The 19844-nt window shown below is 59.4% G+C and carries 17 protein-coding genes and 1 pseudogene; 6 read left to right on the plus strand and 12 right to left on the minus strand.

Translation table 11 applies throughout. From position 1 onward, the window contains the following. The 6 genes and pseudogenes from ACSSV3_RS02185 to ACSSV3_RS02210 all read right to left on the minus strand — a co-directional run. Positions 1-170, minus strand: a pseudogene (locus tag ACSSV3_RS02185) (succinate--CoA ligase subunit alpha); the annotation flags it as partial. A gap of 3 nt (positions 171-173) precedes the next feature. Then, the gene (locus ACSSV3_RS02190) at positions 174-1424 is read right to left on the minus strand and encodes an acetyl-CoA C-acetyltransferase (RefSeq protein ID WP_354325652.1); all 1251 of its coding nucleotides are present in this window, start codon (positions 1422-1424) and stop codon (positions 174-176) included. A gap of 20 nt (positions 1425-1444) precedes the next feature. Next, positions 1445-2425, minus strand: a complete 981-nt coding sequence (locus ACSSV3_RS02195; RefSeq protein WP_354325654.1) for an NAD(P)H-dependent flavin oxidoreductase — start codon at positions 2423-2425, stop codon at positions 1445-1447. 10 nt (positions 2426-2435) lie between these two features. Then, a complete protein-coding gene (locus ACSSV3_RS02200) occupies positions 2436-3656 on the minus strand; it encodes an acyl-CoA dehydrogenase family protein (protein ID WP_354325656.1) in 1221 nt (406 codons plus the stop codon). Beyond that, a complete protein-coding gene (locus tag ACSSV3_RS02205; RefSeq protein ID WP_354325657.1) occupies positions 3653-4747 on the minus strand; it encodes an acyl-CoA dehydrogenase family protein in 1095 nt (364 codons plus the stop codon). Before ACSSV3_RS02205 ends, ACSSV3_RS02200 begins: the two co-directional genes overlap by 4 nt. Before the next feature lie 160 nt (positions 4748-4907). Beyond that, positions 4908-6506, minus strand: coding sequence for an AMP-binding protein (locus ACSSV3_RS02210; protein ID WP_354325659.1), 1599 nt, complete (start codon positions 6504-6506; stop codon positions 4908-4910). Positions 6507-6585: 79 nt separating this feature from the next. Here ACSSV3_RS02210 and ACSSV3_RS02215 point away from each other — a divergent pair, with 79 nt between their 5' ends. The 4 genes from ACSSV3_RS02215 to ACSSV3_RS02230 are packed head-to-tail and all read left to right on the plus strand — an operon-like array spanning position 6586 to position 10328. Then, a complete protein-coding gene (locus ACSSV3_RS02215; RefSeq protein WP_354325660.1) occupies positions 6586-7737 on the plus strand; it encodes an acyl-CoA dehydrogenase family protein in 1152 nt (383 codons plus the stop codon). Positions 7738-7742: 5 nt separating this feature from the next. Next, on the plus strand, positions 7743-8648 hold the full coding sequence (locus tag ACSSV3_RS02220; protein ID WP_354325662.1) for an acyl-CoA dehydrogenase family protein: 906 nt from the start codon (positions 7743-7745) through the stop codon (positions 8646-8648). Next, complete coding sequence (locus ACSSV3_RS02225; RefSeq protein ID WP_354325664.1) at positions 8645-9424, plus strand: enoyl-CoA hydratase/isomerase family protein; 780 nt, start codon at positions 8645-8647, stop codon at positions 9422-9424. Before ACSSV3_RS02220 ends, ACSSV3_RS02225 begins: the two co-directional genes overlap by 4 nt. Before the next feature lie 13 nt (positions 9425-9437). Beyond that, on the plus strand, positions 9438-10328 hold the full coding sequence (locus tag ACSSV3_RS02230) for an SDR family oxidoreductase (RefSeq protein ID WP_354325666.1): 891 nt from the start codon (positions 9438-9440) through the stop codon (positions 10326-10328). A gap of 12 nt (positions 10329-10340) precedes the next feature. Here the strand turns inward: ACSSV3_RS02230 and ACSSV3_RS02235 are convergent, their stop codons facing one another. The 6 genes from ACSSV3_RS02235 to ACSSV3_RS02260 all read right to left on the minus strand — a co-directional run bounded on the left by ACSSV3_RS02235 (position 10341) and on the right by ACSSV3_RS02260 (position 16999). Next, a complete protein-coding gene (locus ACSSV3_RS02235; protein ID WP_454184743.1) occupies positions 10341-11063 on the minus strand; it encodes an enoyl-CoA hydratase/isomerase family protein in 723 nt (240 codons plus the stop codon). A 65-nt stretch (positions 11064-11128) separates the two neighbouring features. Further along, positions 11129-13333, minus strand: coding sequence for a CoA transferase (locus tag ACSSV3_RS02240; protein WP_354325670.1), 2205 nt, complete (start codon positions 13331-13333; stop codon positions 11129-11131). Between the two features lie 3 nt (positions 13334-13336). Beyond that, positions 13337-13777, minus strand: a complete 441-nt coding sequence (locus ACSSV3_RS02245) for a Zn-ribbon domain-containing OB-fold protein (protein ID WP_354325672.1) — start codon at positions 13775-13777, stop codon at positions 13337-13339. 1 nt (position 13778) lies between these two features. Next, positions 13779-14996, minus strand: coding sequence for a thiolase C-terminal domain-containing protein (locus tag ACSSV3_RS02250; RefSeq protein WP_354325674.1), 1218 nt, complete (start codon positions 14994-14996; stop codon positions 13779-13781). An 87-nt stretch (positions 14997-15083) separates the two neighbouring features. Next, complete coding sequence (locus ACSSV3_RS02255) at positions 15084-16301, minus strand: alpha/beta fold hydrolase (protein WP_354325676.1); 1218 nt, start codon at positions 16299-16301, stop codon at positions 15084-15086. Next, positions 16298-16999 (minus strand): FadR/GntR family transcriptional regulator, encoded by a 702-nt coding sequence (locus ACSSV3_RS02260; RefSeq protein ID WP_354325677.1) that lies wholly within the window; start codon positions 16997-16999, stop codon positions 16298-16300. The genes ACSSV3_RS02255 and ACSSV3_RS02260 overlap by 4 nt, the downstream gene beginning before the upstream one ends. A 122-nt stretch (positions 17000-17121) precedes the next feature. On the opposite strand from ACSSV3_RS02260, the gene ACSSV3_RS02265 reads away from it, so the two are divergent. Beyond that, positions 17122-18243, plus strand: coding sequence for an amidohydrolase family protein (locus ACSSV3_RS02265; RefSeq protein ID WP_354325679.1), 1122 nt, complete (start codon positions 17122-17124; stop codon positions 18241-18243). Positions 18244-18455: 212 nt separating this feature from the next. After that, entirely contained in the window at positions 18456-19766 is a 1311-nt protein-coding gene (locus ACSSV3_RS02270) for an amidohydrolase family protein (RefSeq protein ID WP_354325681.1), read from the plus strand. The last annotated feature ends 78 nt before the right edge of the window (positions 19767-19844 follow it).

Consider the following 19844-nt stretch of genomic DNA (forward strand, 5'->3'; position numbering starts at 1 on the left):
ACGGTGTTGAACTGCGGCAGGCCAATGTGCGTGGTACCGCCCTTGCCGGGGGTCACGCCGCCAACCATCTGCGTCCCGTAATCGAGCGCGGCCTGGGTGTGGAAGGTGCCGGTGTTGCCGGTCATCCCCTGGGTGATGACCTTGGTGTGTTTGTTTACGAGGATGGACATCGATCAGACACGCTCGATGATAACTGCCGGTGCCATCCCTCCTGCCGCACACATTGTGATCAGGCCATAGCGACCACCGGTGCGCTCAAGCTCATCCAGTGCGGTTCCGATCAGGATCGATCCGGTCGCCCCAATGGGGTGGCCCAATGCCATCGCGCCGCCGTTGGGATTGACCTTGGCGCGATCAAGATCAAGGTCGCGGATGAACTTTTCGGCAACGACGGCAAACGCTTCGTTGATCTCCCAGACGTCGATATCGTCCTTGGTTAGACCAGCCTTCTCGAGCACCTTTTTTGCCGCCGGAACGGGGGCATTGAGCATCAGCGTAGGGTCATCCCCCTGGTTGGCGTAAGCGACGATACGGCCACGCGGCCTCAGGCCATGCTTGTCAGCATAGTTCTTGTTCGCAATCAGAATGGCAGCGGCCCCATCGACGACGCCGGATGAATTCCCAGCGTGATGGACACCGGTCCATTCGAGGTCGGGATAGCGACGCTGGATCTGCTTGCGGAAGGTCACACCATCACCAAGGTCGAAATCAGCGATCGCATCAAAGCTAGCGCGCAGCGAAGAGAGACCTTCCATGGTCGTTTCGGGACGGGGGAATTCTTCACGATCGAGTGCAACCGAACCGTCAGGATTGTGGACTGCTATTAGCGACTTGTCGAAACGACCTTCGCGAATGGCCTGGTCGGCGCGCTCTTGGCTGACAAGCGCCAAGGCATCGAGCGCGGCCCTGTCGATGCCTTCCCGCGCAGCGATAGCATCGCCGCAGACGCCCTGATGGCTTTGCGGATGCAGCGCATCGAGTTCCGGGTTCCCAGCCCCCATTCCCAACGGCTTGAGACCTGCATTGGCCTCTTCTCCGGCAATCTGGGCTGTGTAGCTCATCATCTCCGTGCCGCCGGCGATGATGCAGTCTTCCATGCCCGACATCACCGAAGCTGCCGCGAAGTTGACTGAACTGATACCACCACCGCAAAAACGGTCGAGCGTCGTGCCGGACGCGGAGATATCGTAGTCGGCAGCGAGTGCCGCCATACGGCCCAGGTCGCCGCCCTGTTTGCCCTTTTGCGTCGAAGTCGACCAAACAATGTCATCGACACTGGACGTATCGAGATTGTTGCGGTCCTTGATCGCCTTGAGGACAGTTGCAGCCAGATGCTGCGGGTGCAGGTGCGAGAGCGCGCCCTTGCCAGGCTTGCCAATGCCGCGCGGAGTGCGGACAGCATCGATGATATAAGCGTCGGTCATTTTCAGAACTCCTTGAGCAATCAGACGAGCAAGCCGGACAGGCGGCTGCGAATAATGGTTTCGGCATCAGCGACGATGCGACTGACGAGCACTTCACAGGTCGGAATGTCATGGATCAGGCCCTGGATCATGCCGGCCCAGAACACGCCTTCGGAAAGGTCGCCGGTTTCAAGCAGCTTTTTGCCGGCCGTTCCCGCTACCAGCTCCTTCACGTCCTCGAACCGCGCATCCGGTCGCGCAAGACGACGGGCGACTTCGTCGGACACGTCGCTTTTGCCGACGCGGGCCGTGTTCTTGAAGTTGCGGAAAATCAGGTGCGTGCCGCGCTCGTCATTGTTGACATAGGCCTGCTTCACATTGTCGTGGATCGGCGCTTCGACAGTTGCACAGAAACGCGTTCCCATGTTGATCCCGTCAGCACCAAGCGACAGCGCCGCAGCAAGACCTCGCCCGTCACCGAACCCGCCAGAGGCCAACATCGGGATACTCACCTTGTCAGCGGCAGCCGGGATCAGGATCAGGCCCGGAATGTCATCTTCACCCGGATGCCCGGCACATTCGAACCCGTCGATGGAGATGACGTCGACACCCGCCTTTTCAGCGGAAACGGCGTGACGCACGGCGGTGCATTTGTGCAAGATCTTGACACCGTGCGGCTTCAACTGCTCCCATATTTCGCGAACCGCCGGGGTCCCGGCCGTCTCCACGATCTTGATGCCGCCATCGATTATGGCTTGGGCATAGCCCGCATAATCGGGCGAATTGATCGTCGGAAAGACGGTCATGTTCACGCCGAACGGCTTGCTGGTCATGGACCGGGTGCGCTCGATCTCCTCGCGCAGAGCCTGCGGGCTGGGTTGTGACAAGGCCGTGATAATGCCCAGACCGCCAGCGTTCGAGACAGCACTGGCCATTTCGGCGAAACCGACATTCATCATTCCTCCCTGGACGATGGGATGTTCGATCTCGAGCAACTCGGTAATACGGGTCTTGATTGCCATGTTGATTTCCTCAGGCCGGGATCTGATTGAAAGGCACGCCCTTGTCCGGACGATGATCTTGCGGAAGACCGAGGATCTTCTCAGCGATCGTGTTAAGCAGCATCTCGTCCGCGCCGCCGGCAATGCGGCCGGTTGGAGCATTGATCCAGCTGCTCCCCCAATCCTGCTTTTGCGGCGCGTTGGGGTCGAAGTGAAATCCACCCGTGCCCGAAAGGTCGATTGCCATCTCGGACAGCTTCTGACGGCTGCGCACGGACACTAGCTTGTTGAGCGACCCCTCGGGCCCAGGCTCCATACCCGCCTGCATCATCAGCATCGCCCGCGTGGTAATCGACTCCAGCCCTGCACGCATTGCGTGATTGCGGGCAATCGCGCTGCGGACCCTGCCGTCAGACAGCGCCGGACGTCCATTGATCTCGAGTTTGCGCATCAGGTCGACGAAAAGGTCGAGATGCGGGCCAAAGCCGCCGCTGTCAGTGGCGACATAGCGCTCGATCATCAAAGTCGCCATGGCGACACCAAAGCCGCCACCGACAGGACTCATGCGCTGCGAATCCTCAAGTCGGACATCGTCGAAAAACACTTCGTTGACGTGGCTGTCACCGCCCGCAAGCTTGATCGGGCGCACTTCGACACCCGGCGCTTTCATATCGACCCAGTAGTAAGTCAGGCCTTTGTGCTTCGCTGCCGCAGGATCGGTTCGAGCGACGATCACGCCATAGTCAGAATACTGAGCCCAGCTCGTCCAAAGCTTCTGACCGTTGAGCTTCCAGCCGTTTCCGTCGGGCTCGGCCCGGGTACGCAAACCGGCAAGGTCGGATCCGCCGGCGGGCTCAGAAAACAGCTGACACCAGATTTCTTCCCCGCGCAGCGCTTTGAGGACGCGCTCCTTGACCCAAGCGATATGTTCGCTGGCTTCGCCAAGACCGTAGCGCATCAGAATCGGAACTGGCATCCCTAGCGAAATTCCGAAATACCCGGTGGGCATTCCGAAAGCCATTTCCTCGGTGTCAAACGCTACCTTCTCGATATGGGTCAGGCCTTGCCCGCCGAATTCCGCGGGCCAGTTGATGCCTGCGTATCCTGCATCGTGCCGCGCCGCCATATATTGGCGGCCAAGTGCCAGATCTTCCTCGACCGAAAGGCCCATGCGCGCCTCACGGCCAAAGCGGGACGCAACCGACTCGAGCCACATGCGGGCCCGGTCGCGATAAGTTTCGAGATCGGTCATGCCGCTACTCCTGTGATTTGTTCGACCAGAAGATCTTCCCAAAACAGCATATTGCCCTGCTCCATGGCCAAGGTCCGGGCCCGGCGCATATGCAGATGGAGGCCCTGCTCCCAAGTCACCCCGATTCCGCCATGAACCTGCACACAATCGCGCGCAGCGGTGTCATACGCTTCGGTTGCAGACAGCCGCGCATCGGCGGCCGCTACAAGAAAGTCAGGCTGCCCGGCACTTGCTGCGGCATGAATGCAGTTGGCGCGAGCAATCTCGACCAAGCCGTACATCTCCGCAATCCGGTGCTTGACCGACTGAAAGGCTCCGATGGGCTGGCCAAAGGCCTTGCGGGTCAGTGCATAATCACGCGCAGTAATTAGCAGGGCTTCGGCACCGCCAACCTGCTCATGCGCGGTTACCACCGCCATGCGCGCCAGAACGTCCAAAGCCAGTTCTTGCGCAGCATCGCCAGTCGCCAGCAGCGTGGCCTCGACCCCGCTGAAATCAATATCGGCAAGCAAGCGCGAATTGTCGAAACTTTCGACCGGCACTCTCTTCGCTGCCGCGAGATCGGCAAGGACCAGTGCAGGTGCCCCTTCGATGCTGGCCCAAACAAGCGCGATATCGGCCTTCAGGCCACCAGTGACACTATCCTTGCTACCCGCGAGCTTGCCATCCGCGAAGCGAACCGAAGGCTGTGTCGGCAAAGGCGATGAGCCTTCTGTGAAGGCGACCGAGGCAAGCACTTCGCCTGCGGCCAGGCGTGGAAGCCAGCCATTCTTTGCAGACATGTCGCCCGAGTTCTCGATTGCATGCGCCACACCGTAGGTCGAGGTCAGGAATGGAGCCCCTGCCGTCCCAGCCCCGGCTGCCTGGGCGACCAGCCCCAATTCCACCAGACCGAGACCCAAACCATCATGCTCTTCCGAAATGGCAAGAGCCGACCAACCCTGCTCTACTGCAGTGTTCCAGAAGGCTTGGTCGTATTCACCGACGGACTCAAGCAGACGGAGCAAGCGCCCCTTGTCCATGCGTGCGTCAAGCACACGGCGCGATTCGTTGGCGATGGCCTCGTGACCTTCATCATACAGCATTGACATGCACGGCGTCCTTCCTCCAAGACACCCGCAGTTATATAACTAGGTGATATATATCAAGCGCTGAGTGCGTGAGAGATATCCGACAGAAAATCGGCCACTCGTGCGGGAGAGGATGAGGCGCGTTTTGATAGGGAGCCAATCCGATTTGGCGAGGATGAGCTTAGTCGGAAGCGCCCAGCTTCCGACGCAGTTCGGCCTTTTGGATTTTCCCGGTCGGAGTTCTGGGAAACTCTTTGACGATCACAAGATTCTCGGGCGTCTTCTGCCGTGCGACCCCGATCGAACGGAACACTTGGTCAATCGCGTTGATGCTCACCTCGGCGCTGCCATCGATTGTTACAACAGCACAGATCCGCTCTCCGAGTCGCGCGTCGACAATGCCAATGGCGGCCGCTTCGCACACGCCGGGCACCGCGAGCAGCAATTCCTCAACTTCACGGCTCGAGATATTCTCTCCTCCGCGGATGATGATGTCTTTCTTTCGATCCGTAATGGCCAGATAGCCTTCGGCGTCGATGCGCCCGATGTCACCGGTAAGGAACCAGCCACCGTCGAGGAAACTTGCGTCGTCCAGCGCCATATCGGTGTAGCCGAGGAACCGCTCTGCCCCGCGGACAGCAATTTCGCCTTCCCCTCCCGCCGCGACATTATCACCCATGTCATTGACAATTCTCACTTCTACGCCCGGATTCGGACGCCCATCGGTGTTCAGGCGCTTGTCCAGCGGATCATCCGGATTGCACTGGGACACTGTCGGCATCTCCGTCGAACCGTAGCAGCGGCAACACCTGATCCCGACGTCCTCGCTTGCGGCAACCAGCGATGGCGGCACCGTGGTCGCGCCGATCAGGAACTGGCTGAAGCTGCTGAGGTCGCGCCGGTCACGCGCTGCAGCATCCATCATCCCGGAAAGGTGGAACGGCGTTCCGGACATCTGCCGTACCTCAAATCTCTCGACGAGTTCCGCCGCCAGTACCGGATCCCATGCTTCGAGAATCACCATCGGGCGCCCCAGCAATGCATGCCCCATCACACCCAACGTTCCCGCAATATGGCCCGAAGGCCACGGCGACAGGCCATAGTCGTCGGCTGGTCCGTCGCTGCGTTGGGCCGTCAGCTCAGCAAGCAGGCTGCGCGAACTGTGACGGACCCCCTTGGGGGCAGCGGTCGTGCCCGAGGTGTAGAGCAGCAGCGCGGGAGTATCTGGCTCGGTTTCGACCTTCGGCAATTCTCCCTCGGGAAGATCGCCAAACGCAATCGCGCCATCGGGAACCGTCCCGCCCATTACAATCCGGTGCTCCAGCGTCGGTATTTCGGGCAAGCGCGAGAGGCGATCGAGATAGTCGATGTTGCGCCATTTACTGGGCACAACCAAAGCCTTCGCCTTGCTATCGGTCAGGATGTGCGCAAGCTCGTGTGGACCATAGATGTGGACGATCGGCAGCAAGGTACATCCCAGTGCAGCGGCGGCCTGGAAAAGCACGGCGTTCTCCAGTCCGTTGGGAAGTTGCATGGCAAGCGTATCGCCCGGCCGCATCCCAAGTGCGTGAAACGAACCTGCCAGCGCAAGGCCCTGAGCATGAACCTGCGCGAGCCTGACGATTTTCTCCCCTTCCGCACCGAAAAAATGCAGCGGTGCATCCGGCCTCGCCTTTGCAGCGGCAGCCATCCCCTGCGCCAGCGACTGGTCTTGCCACAAACCCATCTGGCGCCAGTTTGCTTCGCAAGCCAAAGGCATCCGGCCCACCAATCCGTTCATCACTCATCCCTCCCGCATGTGCATACGCGCGAGGGTGCGGCAATGCCGCGCTACGCGTCAATCCGGGAAATTTAATCCGATGGACATTCGATTTTCGCCCGAGGAGCAGCAGTTCCGCCAACAATGCCGCGACTGGCTGCAAGACAATGTACCTGCCGAGAAACGACCGATGGATGCCGCAGACGCCATCGAATTCGACAAGGCCTGGCAACGGCAACTGTTCGATGCCGGCTGGGCCGGAATAAACTGGCCGGTCAACTATGGCGGACGCGGGCTGTCGATTGTCCAGCAAGTCATCTGGCTGGAGGAATACGCGCACGCGCATGCCCCCTGGATCGGCGCCAATTTCGTTGGCGTGAACCATGCCGGGCCGACGCTCATCATGAACGCCAGCGAGGCCCAGAAGGAATTCCATCTTCTCCGTATCCTGCGGGGAGAGGCAATCTGGTGCCAGGGATTCTCGGAACCCGGTGCCGGTTCGGACCTTGCCGGGGTCAAGGCTCGCGGCAGGATCGAAGGCGACGAACTCGTCATCAACGGCACCAAGATCTGGACCAGCTTTGCCCATGTCGCAGACCTGCAGGAGCTGGTCTTGCGAACAGAAGACGGATCGCAGCGGCACCGCGGGCTTTCGTGGGTCATTTGCGACATGCATGCGCCTGGGATCGACGTCCGACCTATCCGCAAGATTTCCGGTCAGGTCGAGTTCGCCCAAGTCTTCTATGACGATGTGCGAATCCCACTTGAAAACGTGGTTGGCGGAGTTGGTAATGGTTGGAAAGTGGCGATGTCGACGCTCAGTTTCGAGCGAGGCACCGGGTTCATCGCCGACCAGGTCAAACAGACCCAGGAAATCGAGGAACTGCTAGAAACTGCGCGGGCGACCGGTGCGATCAAGGACGATTGCATTGCTGAACAACTCGCCCAGTTGCGGGCCGAAGTGGCAGCTCTGAGGGCCATGACCTATCGCAATATCAGCCAGGTAGTCCGAACCGGTCAACCCGGGCCGGAAGCTTCGGTGATCCGGCTGTTCACATCCGAATTAGGCCAGAGGCTGGAGCGGATGGCGTTGTTGCTGAAGGGGCCTGAGATTCTCGACTTCAGTTATGGCGACGATGACCTCGTGGCCGAATATCTTCGCGGATTTGCGGCAACCATTGCGGGCGGCACAGCGCAGATCCAGCGCGACATCATTGGCGAGCGGCTGCTCGGCCTTCCCAAATCGAGGTAGATGCGATGGACTTGGCACCCGACTCCGACCAGCAAGCATTCGTCGCGGCAACGGCAGAATGGTGCCGTGACAACTTGTCATGGGATACAGCTCGCGCCCGGTCGCAATCGATCTGGCATGAAATCGAAGCGATGGGCTGGCTCAGCATGACCAGTTCCGACATGGGGCTCGATCACGCCACCGAGACGCTCGTCTTTGCCGAGCTCGGCCGCCATCTTGCACCCGTTGGAATGCTGTCGAGTGCAGTTGCCTCGCGTTCCACTGGCTCCGCGGGCAAGACAGCGCTTGCACTGACCGATGGAGACGCCGGCAGCGGGAAAGTGCGGATTTTTGATCCGGTTGACGCCAGCCGGGCTTTGGGCCTGGTTGAGTCAATAGCCGCCATTACGGTCCTGCCGCCGGGTATCGCTGCCAGTCCAGGTCTTGACCAGACCGTGCCCATGGCATGTATCGAGCCCCCACCTGCCTTTACCTCTCTGCGCGACCCGGTTGCCCCCCTGCATCTCCAGTTGCTTGCCGCCGCATTTGCAGTTGGCACTGCGGAAGCAGCCTGCGACATGGCAGCCGAATATGCCAAGCTGCGCGAGCAGTTCGAACGGCCGATCGGCTGGTTCCAGGCGCTCAAGCACATCTGCTCCGACATGGCCGTCCGCGTTGAGGTGGCGCGTTCGCAGCTGCTTTTTGCCGCCTGTGCGCTCGATGCCGGCAGTGGCGATGCCGCCTTTCATGTCGCGTCGTCCAAGCAACTCGCAGATCGCGCTGCAATCGAGAACGGCCGGGCCAACATACAGGTCCATGGCGGGATCGGGATGACCGACGAAGCCTATCCGCATCTTTGCCTTAAGCGAGCGCATTTGCTGTCCTTTATCGCGCCCGCGAGGCGCTCAATTCTGCTGGGAGAAGCCGCATGACCGACAAAGTCCAGTACGAAGTGGTGGAAGGTGTGGGGGTCATTACCTTCAACCGTCCCGACGTTCACAACGCGATGGATGACGACGCGGCCCACCTTTACAAGCAGTTGCTGGACAAGGCATTCGAGGACGATGCGGTCCGGGCGGTCTTGCTGCAGGGTGCCGGCAAATCCTTCTGCTCGGGCCGGGACACAACCATGCTAGGCCACCGCGCGCGCGACGAAAGCGATTATCATTTCGTGCTGCGTCACCAGCACAAACGCCTCGCAGTGATGGAAAGCCCCAAACCCTTCATTGCTGCGCTCAAGGGTGCCGCCATTGGCGGAGGTTGCGAGACTGCCCTGGCCTGCGACATCAGGATAAGTGACACCACGCTGAAGATGGCCTTGCCAGAAATCAATTACGGCATTCTGCCTGACACTGGCGGAACGCAGATGATGACAACGCTGATCGGGCCGAGCCGCACAAAGTACATGGTGATGACCGGCAATCGCATCGACGCGGCAACTGCACTGGAATGGGGAGCCGTCGATTTCGTTGTGCAGCCCGAGGAGTTGGACTCCCGTGCACTGGAGATCGCCAAATCGATCGCGGCCAAGCCTCCGATTGCCCTCGCTATGGCCAAGTCGATGATTGACCAGTCACATATGGGCGCGGTTCGAAATGGCATAGGTCAGGAGCTGTTGGCCCAGACCGCCCTGTTCAAGACCGAAGACTATACCGAAGCACGCGCTGCCCTGCGCGAGAAGCGGCAACCGGTCTACAAAGGCAAATAACGAGGACAACGAAATGAGCGATCAGTACAAGGGTATCCGCCCTGCTCCACCCAAAGGTACCCGAATGCTGCCGGAGGGAACCTTTGTCGGCGAAGTAGCGATCATTACCGGGGGCGGCTCGGGCCTGGGCAAGGGTATTGCAGCAGAGTTCGGGCGGCTCGGCGGCGCAGTCGCGATTGCCAGCCGTGATCCGGAAAAGCGTGCTCGTGGTGTCGCAGCAGTTGAAGAAGCAGGAGGAAAAGCAATCGGTATCCAGCTCGATGTACGCGATCCCGAAGCGGTCACGACCTGCTTCGACGAAGTCGAGGCCGCGCTCGGCCCTGTAACCCAGCTGGTAAATAACGCTGCAGGCAATATCGCCGGTGCTTCGGAAGACTTCAGCCTGAATGCCTGGCGCGCGGTCACCAGCATCGTGCTCGACGGCACCTGGATCTGTTCGACCGAATTTGCCAGACGACGGATTGCCGATGGTCGTGGCGGTGCGATCCTAAACATCGGGGCGACCTATTCCTGGACCGGCGGCCCGGGTACTTCCCCTTCAGCAGCTGCCAAGGCGGCAGTGACAAACCTCACGCAAAGCCAGGCGGTCGAATGGGGGCCCTATGACATCCGCGTCAATTGTCTGGTGCCGGGGCTTTTCCCGCACGAAGACCGCGCCGAGCACCTGAAGTTCGTCGACGACGACAAGTCCGATCTGGATACAAGGCAACCCGCGTTGCGCGTCGGGCAGGTCCATGAGCTGGGTTGGGCCGCAGCCTACCTCTGCTCCGACTATGCCGCCTTCTGTTCCGGCCATGCATTTGTCCTTGATGGCGCTAACTGGCTGCGGCGGTCATTGCGCATGCCGGTTTTTGAACCAGTCCGCAATTGGGTGCCCTCGAAGCGAGAAAAGCCTTCGGGTTAGATCAAGCTTTGATCAACTGCCCTTGCCGAAATTCGATCGTCGGTTGGCAGGGTCAAACCCAGCGTTGCGCATCAACTCATGATTGAGCCCGTCAGCCACTCGCATCCCGTCTGTCTCGTAAATCAGCCGCTTGTTCGCGGCATTGGAATGCCAGCTATTGGCGAGAATAGCCGCAGCGAGCTCGGCCACCTTGCCGTCCAGTTCACCTGGCGGAACGCATTCATTGACCAGTCCCATGGCAGCAGCCGAAAGGCCATAATAAGGGGCGGAGGTCAGCATCATCTCCAGCGCCTTGGCCTGCCCGATCCGGCGCGGCAGGCGTTGCGACAGCCCCCAGCCGGGGACCAAGCCCCATTTGCCATGGGTATCGGCAAACCGTGCCGTCTCGTCGCAAAGAATAATGTCGGCAGCGAGAGCCAGTTCGAGACCGCCAGTGTAGCAAATACCTTCTACTGCGGCGATCACCGGTTGGCGCAAGCTGCTGAGCAGTTCGAGGGTCAGGAGTTCCTGGCGCAACCATCCGAGCGCATCGGCGTGTGACGGTTCCTTAAGGTCGTGGCCGGCAGAAAAATTGCCTCTCGCGCCGCGCAGTACCACTAGGCCAACTGACTCATCTTCGCTTAGCTGCGCAACATGCTCGCGAAATTCGCGGAAGAGCGCTCGATTGATTGCGTTGCGCTTTTCAGGGCGATTGAGTGTCAGCGTCGCGGTGCCATCTGCATCGAGACGGGTCACCAGCGGTTCTGACGCCGCCTGCGGTTCGTCAGTCATTTGCTGTCACTGGCGATGCTGAAACCACTTTAACCAATAACCTTCTTCTCGCGGAAATCTACAATCTCGGCGTCGGAGAAGCCCATTTCGCGCATGATTTCATCGGTATGCTGTCCGATCATCGGGCAGGCGCGGACGATATGCATGGGGGTGTCAACGAAGTCCCAGAATTCGCCTGGTTGCTCAATCTGGCCGTAGAGCGGCTGCTCCACAACCGAAACTAGCCCGAGTTCGCGGTTGAGGGGATCGTCGAAGAAGCGGTTCATCGCATCTTCGAAATTCACGGCATCGGAGGGAACCCCCTCGGCTTCGAGCCCAGCGAGAAGATCGGCAGCTGAGTGCTTGCGTGCCTCGGCTTCAAACTGCTCCTCCACATCTCCCAGCACGCTGCGAAGTGCAGCCCGGTGTGGATCAGTATGGGCAGCGACGGCCACCCAGTCACCATCGCTGGCCTGGTAGATCCGGTAATAGGGGCCGAACCCGGTCTGGTCGCTGGTGAGATGGCATGTTTCGGTCAGGCTGCCGTCTTCGAGCATCAACAACTCACCCTGGGCGAAGGCCGAAACACCCAGCATGGAGCTGTGGATACCCCAACCTTTCCCGTCTGCGCGCAAGGCGTAGAGCGCAGCCATGGTTGCTACCAGGCAACTGTGCGCAGAGAAGATGTCCATTGTGCCGGGACGGTTGAACACGGGCCTGTTGCCCTCGCCTGCGTTCTCGAACTCCCATCCGGCGATGGCATTGAAGATCGAGTCATATCCCGGCCAGTTGCCCTGCGATCCGCGCTGCCCATAAGCACTGACATAGGAGAAGGCGATGTTGGGGTTGTACTTGCGCACCCCTTCCTCACTCAATCCAAGCTTGTCCGCCCCCTTGGGCCGCATGTTGTGGTGGAGGACTTCTGCCCATTGCACCAGACGCTCGAGGATGACCTGCGCTTCCGGCCTGGTCAGGTCGAGCGCTATGGAGCGTTTGGATCGCGCAGCGCATTGGTAATAACGGTGCATGAAGCGAATTCGATCACCGGTCAGTGCCTCGACCTTGATCACATCTGCTCCCATGTCGCCCATCAACGATGGCCCCATCGGCCCGGCCAGGAACATTCCCAGATCGAGCACGCGGACGCCTTCAAGCGGATGGTTTGGAACACCATTGTCCCCGACTGGCGCCCGTCCGTCATTCCAGCCGCTGGCTCCGCCCTCACCCAAACGCGGAGCCGGGCGTCCAGTCTTGAGTGGCGCATCAGTGTGGTATGGCAGGTTCGGCTGGGTCGTCTTGCCCAGATGCGGATCATCGATCTCGACCACGTAGTCTTGCGCTTTCACTTCAGGATGACGCAGCACTTCACCCATGGGCTGTGCCGGCTCCACAGCAACATCCAGCGCGCGCAAATCGGCTAGCCAAGCCTCCATCGGGCGGCGCTTGAATGCCTCTACCACTCCCTCGGGCCTATCGATTTCAAGTCCTTCGGCCATGACTTCCCACATGGTCGGCAGGCTGGCAAAATCGAACTGCTGCGTGGGGTCCATCATCTGCAGCCAACGACCGTCACTGCATTGGAAAAGTTGCATTGCCGTGGGCCTGGCAGCCAGCGGATAGGTTACCGGATTGGGCATCGGCCCTTCCGAATTTCGCGCCCAGACCATTGGCAACTTCGAAAGGAAGCCTTGCATAAGCGAGGTATGCGCAGGTCCACCCTTACCTGACTGAAGCCGCATGGTCAGTCGCGTCATGATCCCGGCAGCTGCAAGATGCGCCGCCGCCCAACTACCCATACGATAACGATAGACGATCGGTCCGGCGCGGTGCCCGTCATTCTCATAAAAGACGCCTAGGCGCGCCGCCACCAGCAATTCGTCATCGGAGCGTTCCACATCCGGGTGATTGCGGGCCGAACCAGTAATGCCGCAGACTACCAGCCGTGGATTCAACTCGGCCAGCTGAGTATCAGGCAGCCCGAGGGCTTCAGCCTTGGCAGGGTTAAATTGATGCAGTAGTACGTCCGCATCGGCCAGTTGATCGCGCAGGAAGGCTAGGCCCTGTGAAGTTGCGATATCGTGCTCACTGCTTCGCTTGCCGCGATTCCAGTTGGCGAAGGTGGCCTTGCCCCGCGAAGGGTCTCCTCCCGGGCGCTCGATCTTTAGGACATCGGCGCCCAGTTCGGAAAGCATCAGGCCAGCGACCTGGACCGCCATCCCTTCGCCGATTTCGACAACACGCAACTTGTTTAGCATAGTCTAGGCCTTACGGAAGTTAGGCAGCACCCATCCGTCCTGGATATCTGTCCATTCGACGGCAACCTTCATGCCGATGTGGACGTCTTCGGCATTGCAGCCGGTGACGTTGGCATTGAGCCGCGTCCCCGGCGCACCATCGATGTCGACCACCACCGGAACGTAGATATAGTCTTCCCCGGTCGCCGGGTTCTTGTTGCATACAGCAAAGCTGTACACCGTACCGGTACCGGGCAGAGTCGGCCAGTTCACGTCGGTGCTCGAACACTCGGGGCAAAAAGGTGAAGGCGGCATGCGAAAATGGCCGCAACTCGCGCATTGGCAAGCGGTCAGCCGGTGTTCCTTAGCCGTTTCCCAGAAGGGCTCCGTATTGGGATTGGTGGTGATACGGATTTGGTCGCCGGGCAGCAATTTGGCCGGGCCGTACTGGATGGGCTCGCTCATCTTACGCGCTCCTCAGGATTAGGCTGGAAACTGGCAGGGAGGCCGGACCACCCGAAACGAGCGCAAACTCCGCGCCCTTGACCTGATTGATCGCGGTGCCGCGCACCTGCTCGACGCCTTCGACAATATGCGTCATGCCAATGATGTAGGCCTCATTGAGGTTGCCCCCGTGGGTATTGACGGGCACACCGCCGTTTACACCACCCTGCGTTTCGGCATCGTAGCGGATCTTGCCAGCGAGGACGTAGTCATTGCCCTCGCCCTTCTCGCAAAAACCGTAATCTTCAAGCTGCATCAGCACCATAGGACTGAAGTGGTCATAGATCAGCGCGACATCCATATCCTTCGCTGATAGGCCGGACTGGGCCCAGACCCGATCAGCAGTGAATTTGTGACCGCTGCTGGAGAAGTATGGATCGGGCATCCCCATCCACGCGAAAGCGCGGCCCCATTCTCGCTGGCCGCCATGGGCGCAAGCATGAACCACCGCAGGCTTGTGGCGGCAATCCTTGGCCCGGTCCATCGTGGTGGTAATGACAGCGACCGCGCCGTCGGTCTCCAAGCAGAAATCAAGCCGCCGCAACGGATCTGCCAGCATCACAGAAGCATCGTATTCCTCTTTGGTGAGCGGCGCCTTGCGCACCGCCTTGGGCCGATTGTGCGTGTTGGCACGGGTTGCCATGACAATTTCACCGAAGGCATCCTGTGTGGTGCCGTAAAGATGCATGTGGCGACGTGCCAGGACGCTCATCAGATGACCCGGTCCGACTAGGCCGGATGGCTGCAGGAAGCTGTTTTCCGGGCTTGGAGCTGCAGCTCCGAACACCACGCCAAGCCGGTGCTGCGGCAATTGCTGCAGCGCCATCAGCGTGACGACATACTTACAGTCCTCGTTCATCAACCCCGCTGTGGCAAGGCCGATGGCGCCGGGACAACCGCCCCCGCCGCTGGTCAGTGTGGCAGAAAACGAGATGTTCGGCATCCCGAGTGTTTCCATCAGGCTGGCGGTATCGAACTTGTCGAGATAGCCGGCCCCGGCCGTCGAATAATAGGCAAAACCATCAATGTCCTTGATGGAAATACCCGCATCCTTGCACGCCTTGAGGATCGCCTCGCCAGCCATGTCATTGATGGTACGCGGCCAGCTCTTGCCGCGGACGTAGTAGTCTGTTGCGCCAATGCCGACGATCGCCGTCTTGTCCTGATTCACCCAGGCCATCGATACCGTCCCCTCTCAAGAACTTCATAGTTGTCTAACTAGGTTTGATAGGAAGCAATTGTGACCCTGTCCAGCCAAGTTTCCTGCTCAGGCAAAATGGAGACGGCGATACTTGCCACGAAAATAGAGCAGAGGATCCCGGCGCGGTTCGAACTGCGCGCGCAGAACCTCGCCAACAAGAATGAAATGGTCGCCACCGTCGTGCACTGCGTGCGCCTTGCACTCGAACGATCCCAAGGAACCATCGAGCAGCGGAACACCGGTTTCACCTTCGTGCCACTGGGTCGCTGCAAAGCGATCCTCTCCCTTGCCAGCGAACCTGTTTGAGGTCGGCTGTTGGCTCGTCTGGAGCATGTTGACCGCAAAATGTTCAGCTTTGCGCAGGATCGGGGCGGTGCCTGCACCGTTAGCAATGCAGACCAGCAGGAGCGGCGGGTCGAGTGAAACTGACGTAAAGCTGTTGGCAGTCAGACCAACCGGCGCACCATCATCACCGATGGCGGTCACCACCGTAATGCCGGTCGCAAAGCAGCCCATGGCGTCACGCAGTGTCCGAGCGTCGGAGCCAGCGCGAAATTCGCTCGCAGCGCGAGGCTGCTTGCGCTCGAGGAAGTCAAGCAGATGCGCAAGAAGGGCTTCGGTTCGATTAGTCATGACCAACAGATCGGTATCGGCAACTTCGAACACCTCTGCGCTGGGCAAGGCCTCGTCGAACTGCCTGGTGCCTTCGGCTTGCCTGACCCACGAAATGCCGCCCCTGATAACCAAGGTGGGCAAGTTCAGTCCAGGTGCTGCCTCCAACAACTGCTCGGAAATAGCGTCGAGATCGATGCCGTCCAGCGTGCGCACATCCCAGTCTGAGGCCTCGGTACCGACCTTGCGCAAACGCTCGCCGATGTCCTTTGCGACTTCGGCATCGCTGCGCACAGGCATATCGACAAGAACCAGGCCTGCAGCGAGGTTGCTGCCATCGACGGACAGAGCAACTGCCGCGATCCACCCGCCCAGGGTGGCAGCCACCACCACAGGCCGTGTACCCATCTGCGCCAGAACCGCCCGCAAATCCTCGACATGAGAGGAAAGATCGTAGCGACCTTCTTCAGGCCAATCGCTGCCGCCGTGGCCCCTCAGATCCAAACTGACCACGCGGCGACCCGCTTGCACGAGGCCCTCTGCAACGGTTTCCCAAACCGCTCGGGTTTGACCGGCACCGTGCAGCAGGAGGATTGTGGGATCGTTCTCGTCGCCCATGATATCGGCCTCCAATCGAACGCCGCCGAACCCCTTGAAATGATGGACTCTCATTTTACGACTCCTGATTGTGATCCGAGCCACTCCAGCATCGTCGCCGACCGCCGTCGCATGATGACCCGCGCAATTTCCTCATCCCGATCAAGTATGGCCAAGCACAACTGGCGGTGCAGTCCGCGCGCGATCTCGCGATGCTCGGGGTCGCGGTAAAGTTCGACCTCACGCTCCTCCCGTCCGAACGAAAAACCGATTGCCATGACCAATTCGATCGCCGGGTTCCCGCTCATTTTTGAAATGGTCTCCACCAGCTCAGATTCCGCTTTGATCATTGCTCCCGGTGAATCATTGTCCTCGACGGAGCTCAGAAAGTCCTCCAGTCGCCGCCGCATGACCTCGTCTTCACACTGGCATGCACGAGCAGCAGCCTCTTCGGAAACGAGCCGGCTGACGACAAGAATATCCGTGAGTGTCCCGCCTTTCATGCGTAGGTATCGCGCGAGAGTGCGGATCGCATCGGCTGCATCCGGGCGTGCGGCATAGAATCCGCCCTTTACCCCTCTCCTGACACTTACCAGCCGGTCGCTCTCCACGATCTTCGCCGCCTGGCGCAAAGTTGGCCTGCTAACTCCGAGCTGAGTGAGGAGATCGTCTTCCGCCCCCAGAAACTCACCCTCATCGGTCCCGAGGCTCATCCGCGCCAGTTCACGCGCGGTTTTGACCGCCAGGGTTTCAGCCTGTTTCGATTGCTGCATAAACCCTCCTTAGAGATATCTCTTTATGAAAGCTTGACCCGCGTGTCCACCAATTCCCTTGCCTTTACCTATATAACTAGGTATCGCTTTTGGGTGAAAGCTATCGAATCAGGAGATTGTCGATGAAGCCCTTTGTGTTCAGTGCAGACAGCCACATTATGGAACCGCCGTCGATCTTCCTCGACGGACTTCCCGCCAATCTGAAGAAGCATGCCATCCATGCGCGCAAAGAGGGCGAGTTCTTGATCACCGGCACCGAGGACAAAATCATTTATCGCCTGCGGGTCGGCCAGCATCGCGAAAAGGCTCTGGGTGACAATGAGCGCAAGGGCATTCGCGAGATTCCCGGCCGGCTTGATGACATGGAACTGGAAGGCATCGATGCGGAGATCTGCTTCCCCAGCCTCGGCCTTTGGCTCTACTGCCTCGACGATCCTGAAGCAGAAGCGGCTTCTGCCCGGCTCTATAACGACTGGAACAACAATTTCCTGAGCGGCCATCCAGAGCGCTTTGTGCGGTGCGGCATGCTGCCCGTGCTCGACTTTTCCAACACTATCGCAGAGCTCGAATACCTGTCCTCAAAGGGTTACACTGCAGCCATGTTGCCTGCGGTTACGCCACCAAACCTGCCAAAGTACAATGATGAGAAGTGGGATGTCGTGTTCGCCAAGGGTGCGCAGCTTGGCGTCGTATTTGTGATGCACACCGGGACAGGCCTCGAAACGGTCGTTGTCGAACGAGGACCCGGCGCAGGTATCATTAACTATTCGAACCAGATGATGGATGCGTGCAACAGTGCCATGTACCTCGTTGCAGGCGGCGTCCTCGATCGTAATCCGGGGGCCAAGGTCGCCTTTATCGAGAGCGGCGCGAGCTGGCTGGTTGCCTTGGCCGAGCGTATGGACGAGGTCGAGGAAGCACACGCCAACTTCGTATTCCCGAAGCTTTCGCGCAGGCCCAGCGAGATTATCGACGATCAGGTCTGGGCAAGCTTCCAGCATGACCGCGCCTGTATCACTGCAGCGGCTGCAGGCCTGTCTGGTGCCAAGAACATCATGTGGGGGTCCGATTACCCCCATGCGGAAGGCACCTTCCCGATCAGTCGCCCGATTCAGGAGCAACTGTTCGAAGGCCTCAACGTTCCCGAGAATATCCGTAATGACGTTATCGGCCTAAACGCGTCGCGGCTCTTCGGGATGCCTGCTGTCGTCCACACCAGCGAAGTAGGTACAGTCCCAGCCTGACTTCAGCTGTACTGTTCATCACGGCGGGCTGGCAGAAACTCTCTCCCTAACCTGCGGCCCAATCGCCAGATGGACCCAAAACTATGGGGTGCCTGCAAATCGCAGGCCCCCTTTTTTCGTGAAGCAACAGTTCACTTAACGCCATGGAACGCGCACTCTTGGGCAAATTCAGATATCTCTTTTAGCAAAATAAATCGAATATTAGTCCTCGATTGATCCTGATCAAGCAAAATAGATATTTATTTGTTCAAGATGATCCTCGGTCGAGCGAGACCAATATTGATCTCGCTGAAAATTGGAGGATTGTCATGACCGATCAAGTTCGCCCGTTCGTATTCAGCTGCGACGCCCATGTGGCGGAGCCGTCTGACCTGTTCACCAAGAACATGCCCGATCACCTTCAACAATATGTGATTCATGGCGAGATCGATGGTGACATGCGCATCACCCGAATTGGCGAGCAGGTGATCCTCAAAATCAATACCAATTTCCATGCCCACAAGACGGGAGAGAAGGATGCAGCCTTCAATGCGCAGGCTGCTGATAGGTCATGCACTGATGCAAGAGACAATTTCGTGTCCGACTGCGCCGTCGATACGAAGCGCCGCGGCGCACGCGACCTTACACTTCGCCTTGCGGACATGGATCGTGATGGCGTGGATGCGGAACTCGTTTTCCCGTCACTTGGTCTGATGTTGCCACGGATTGACGACCGCGAGGGACAGAGCACTGCCTGCCGTATATGGAACGACTGGGCTTGGGACTATTGCGCCCCAGCACGCGACCGCCTGATCCCTGCGGCCATGATCCCCTGTATCGATTTTGATGAGGCACTGGCTGAATGCAAACGGACCGCTGAGAAAGGCTTCGCCGCTTTCTGCCTGTGGGAGGGCCTCAACAACTACAATGACCCGCGCTGGGACCCGATCTTTGCCTATGCTGCCGACATGGGCATCCCGCTGGTGTTCCATACCGGGGTGGGCAATATCAACATCCGTGCCCTCAAGGGCCCGGGAGGTGCGATGTTCAACTACACCCGCCAGATGAACGATGCTGTCGATGTAATTACCCAACTTGTCGCCGGCGGTGTGCTTGATCGCAACCCTGGCGCGCACATCCTGTTTGCCGAACATAGCGCGGGCTGGCTGTGGGGCCTGGCTGAGCGAATGGACGAGGTCTACAATGGCCATGCTCCGTCGATCAGCCCGAAGCTTTCGCGCATGCCAAGCCAGATCGTTCGTGACCAGGTCCACTGCGCCCTTCAGAACGATGGCAATTCCGCGATGGCTATCCGCAAAGGTGTGGGAATTGGTGCTCTGCTTTTCGCGACCGACTACCCTCACGCCGAAGGCACATTCCCGTTCTCGCGGCAGGTGATCGCTGATCTGGTCTCGGCCAATCCGGATGTTACAACCGATGAGCTCATTGCAGTTCTTGGTGGCAATGCCGCGAAGCTCTTCAGCCGTGCCAACCTTCAGGGCAAGGTGAACATGCGGCGCAAAGAATTGATGGCGGCAGCATAGCCCTATGAAAACAGGCCTCGTGGGTGGAGACACCGGCGAGGCCTATCCATCGTCCGCGCAAAACCCGGAAACGGGAAG

It is taken from the genome of Porphyrobacter sp. MBR-49 (assembly GCF_053628655.1).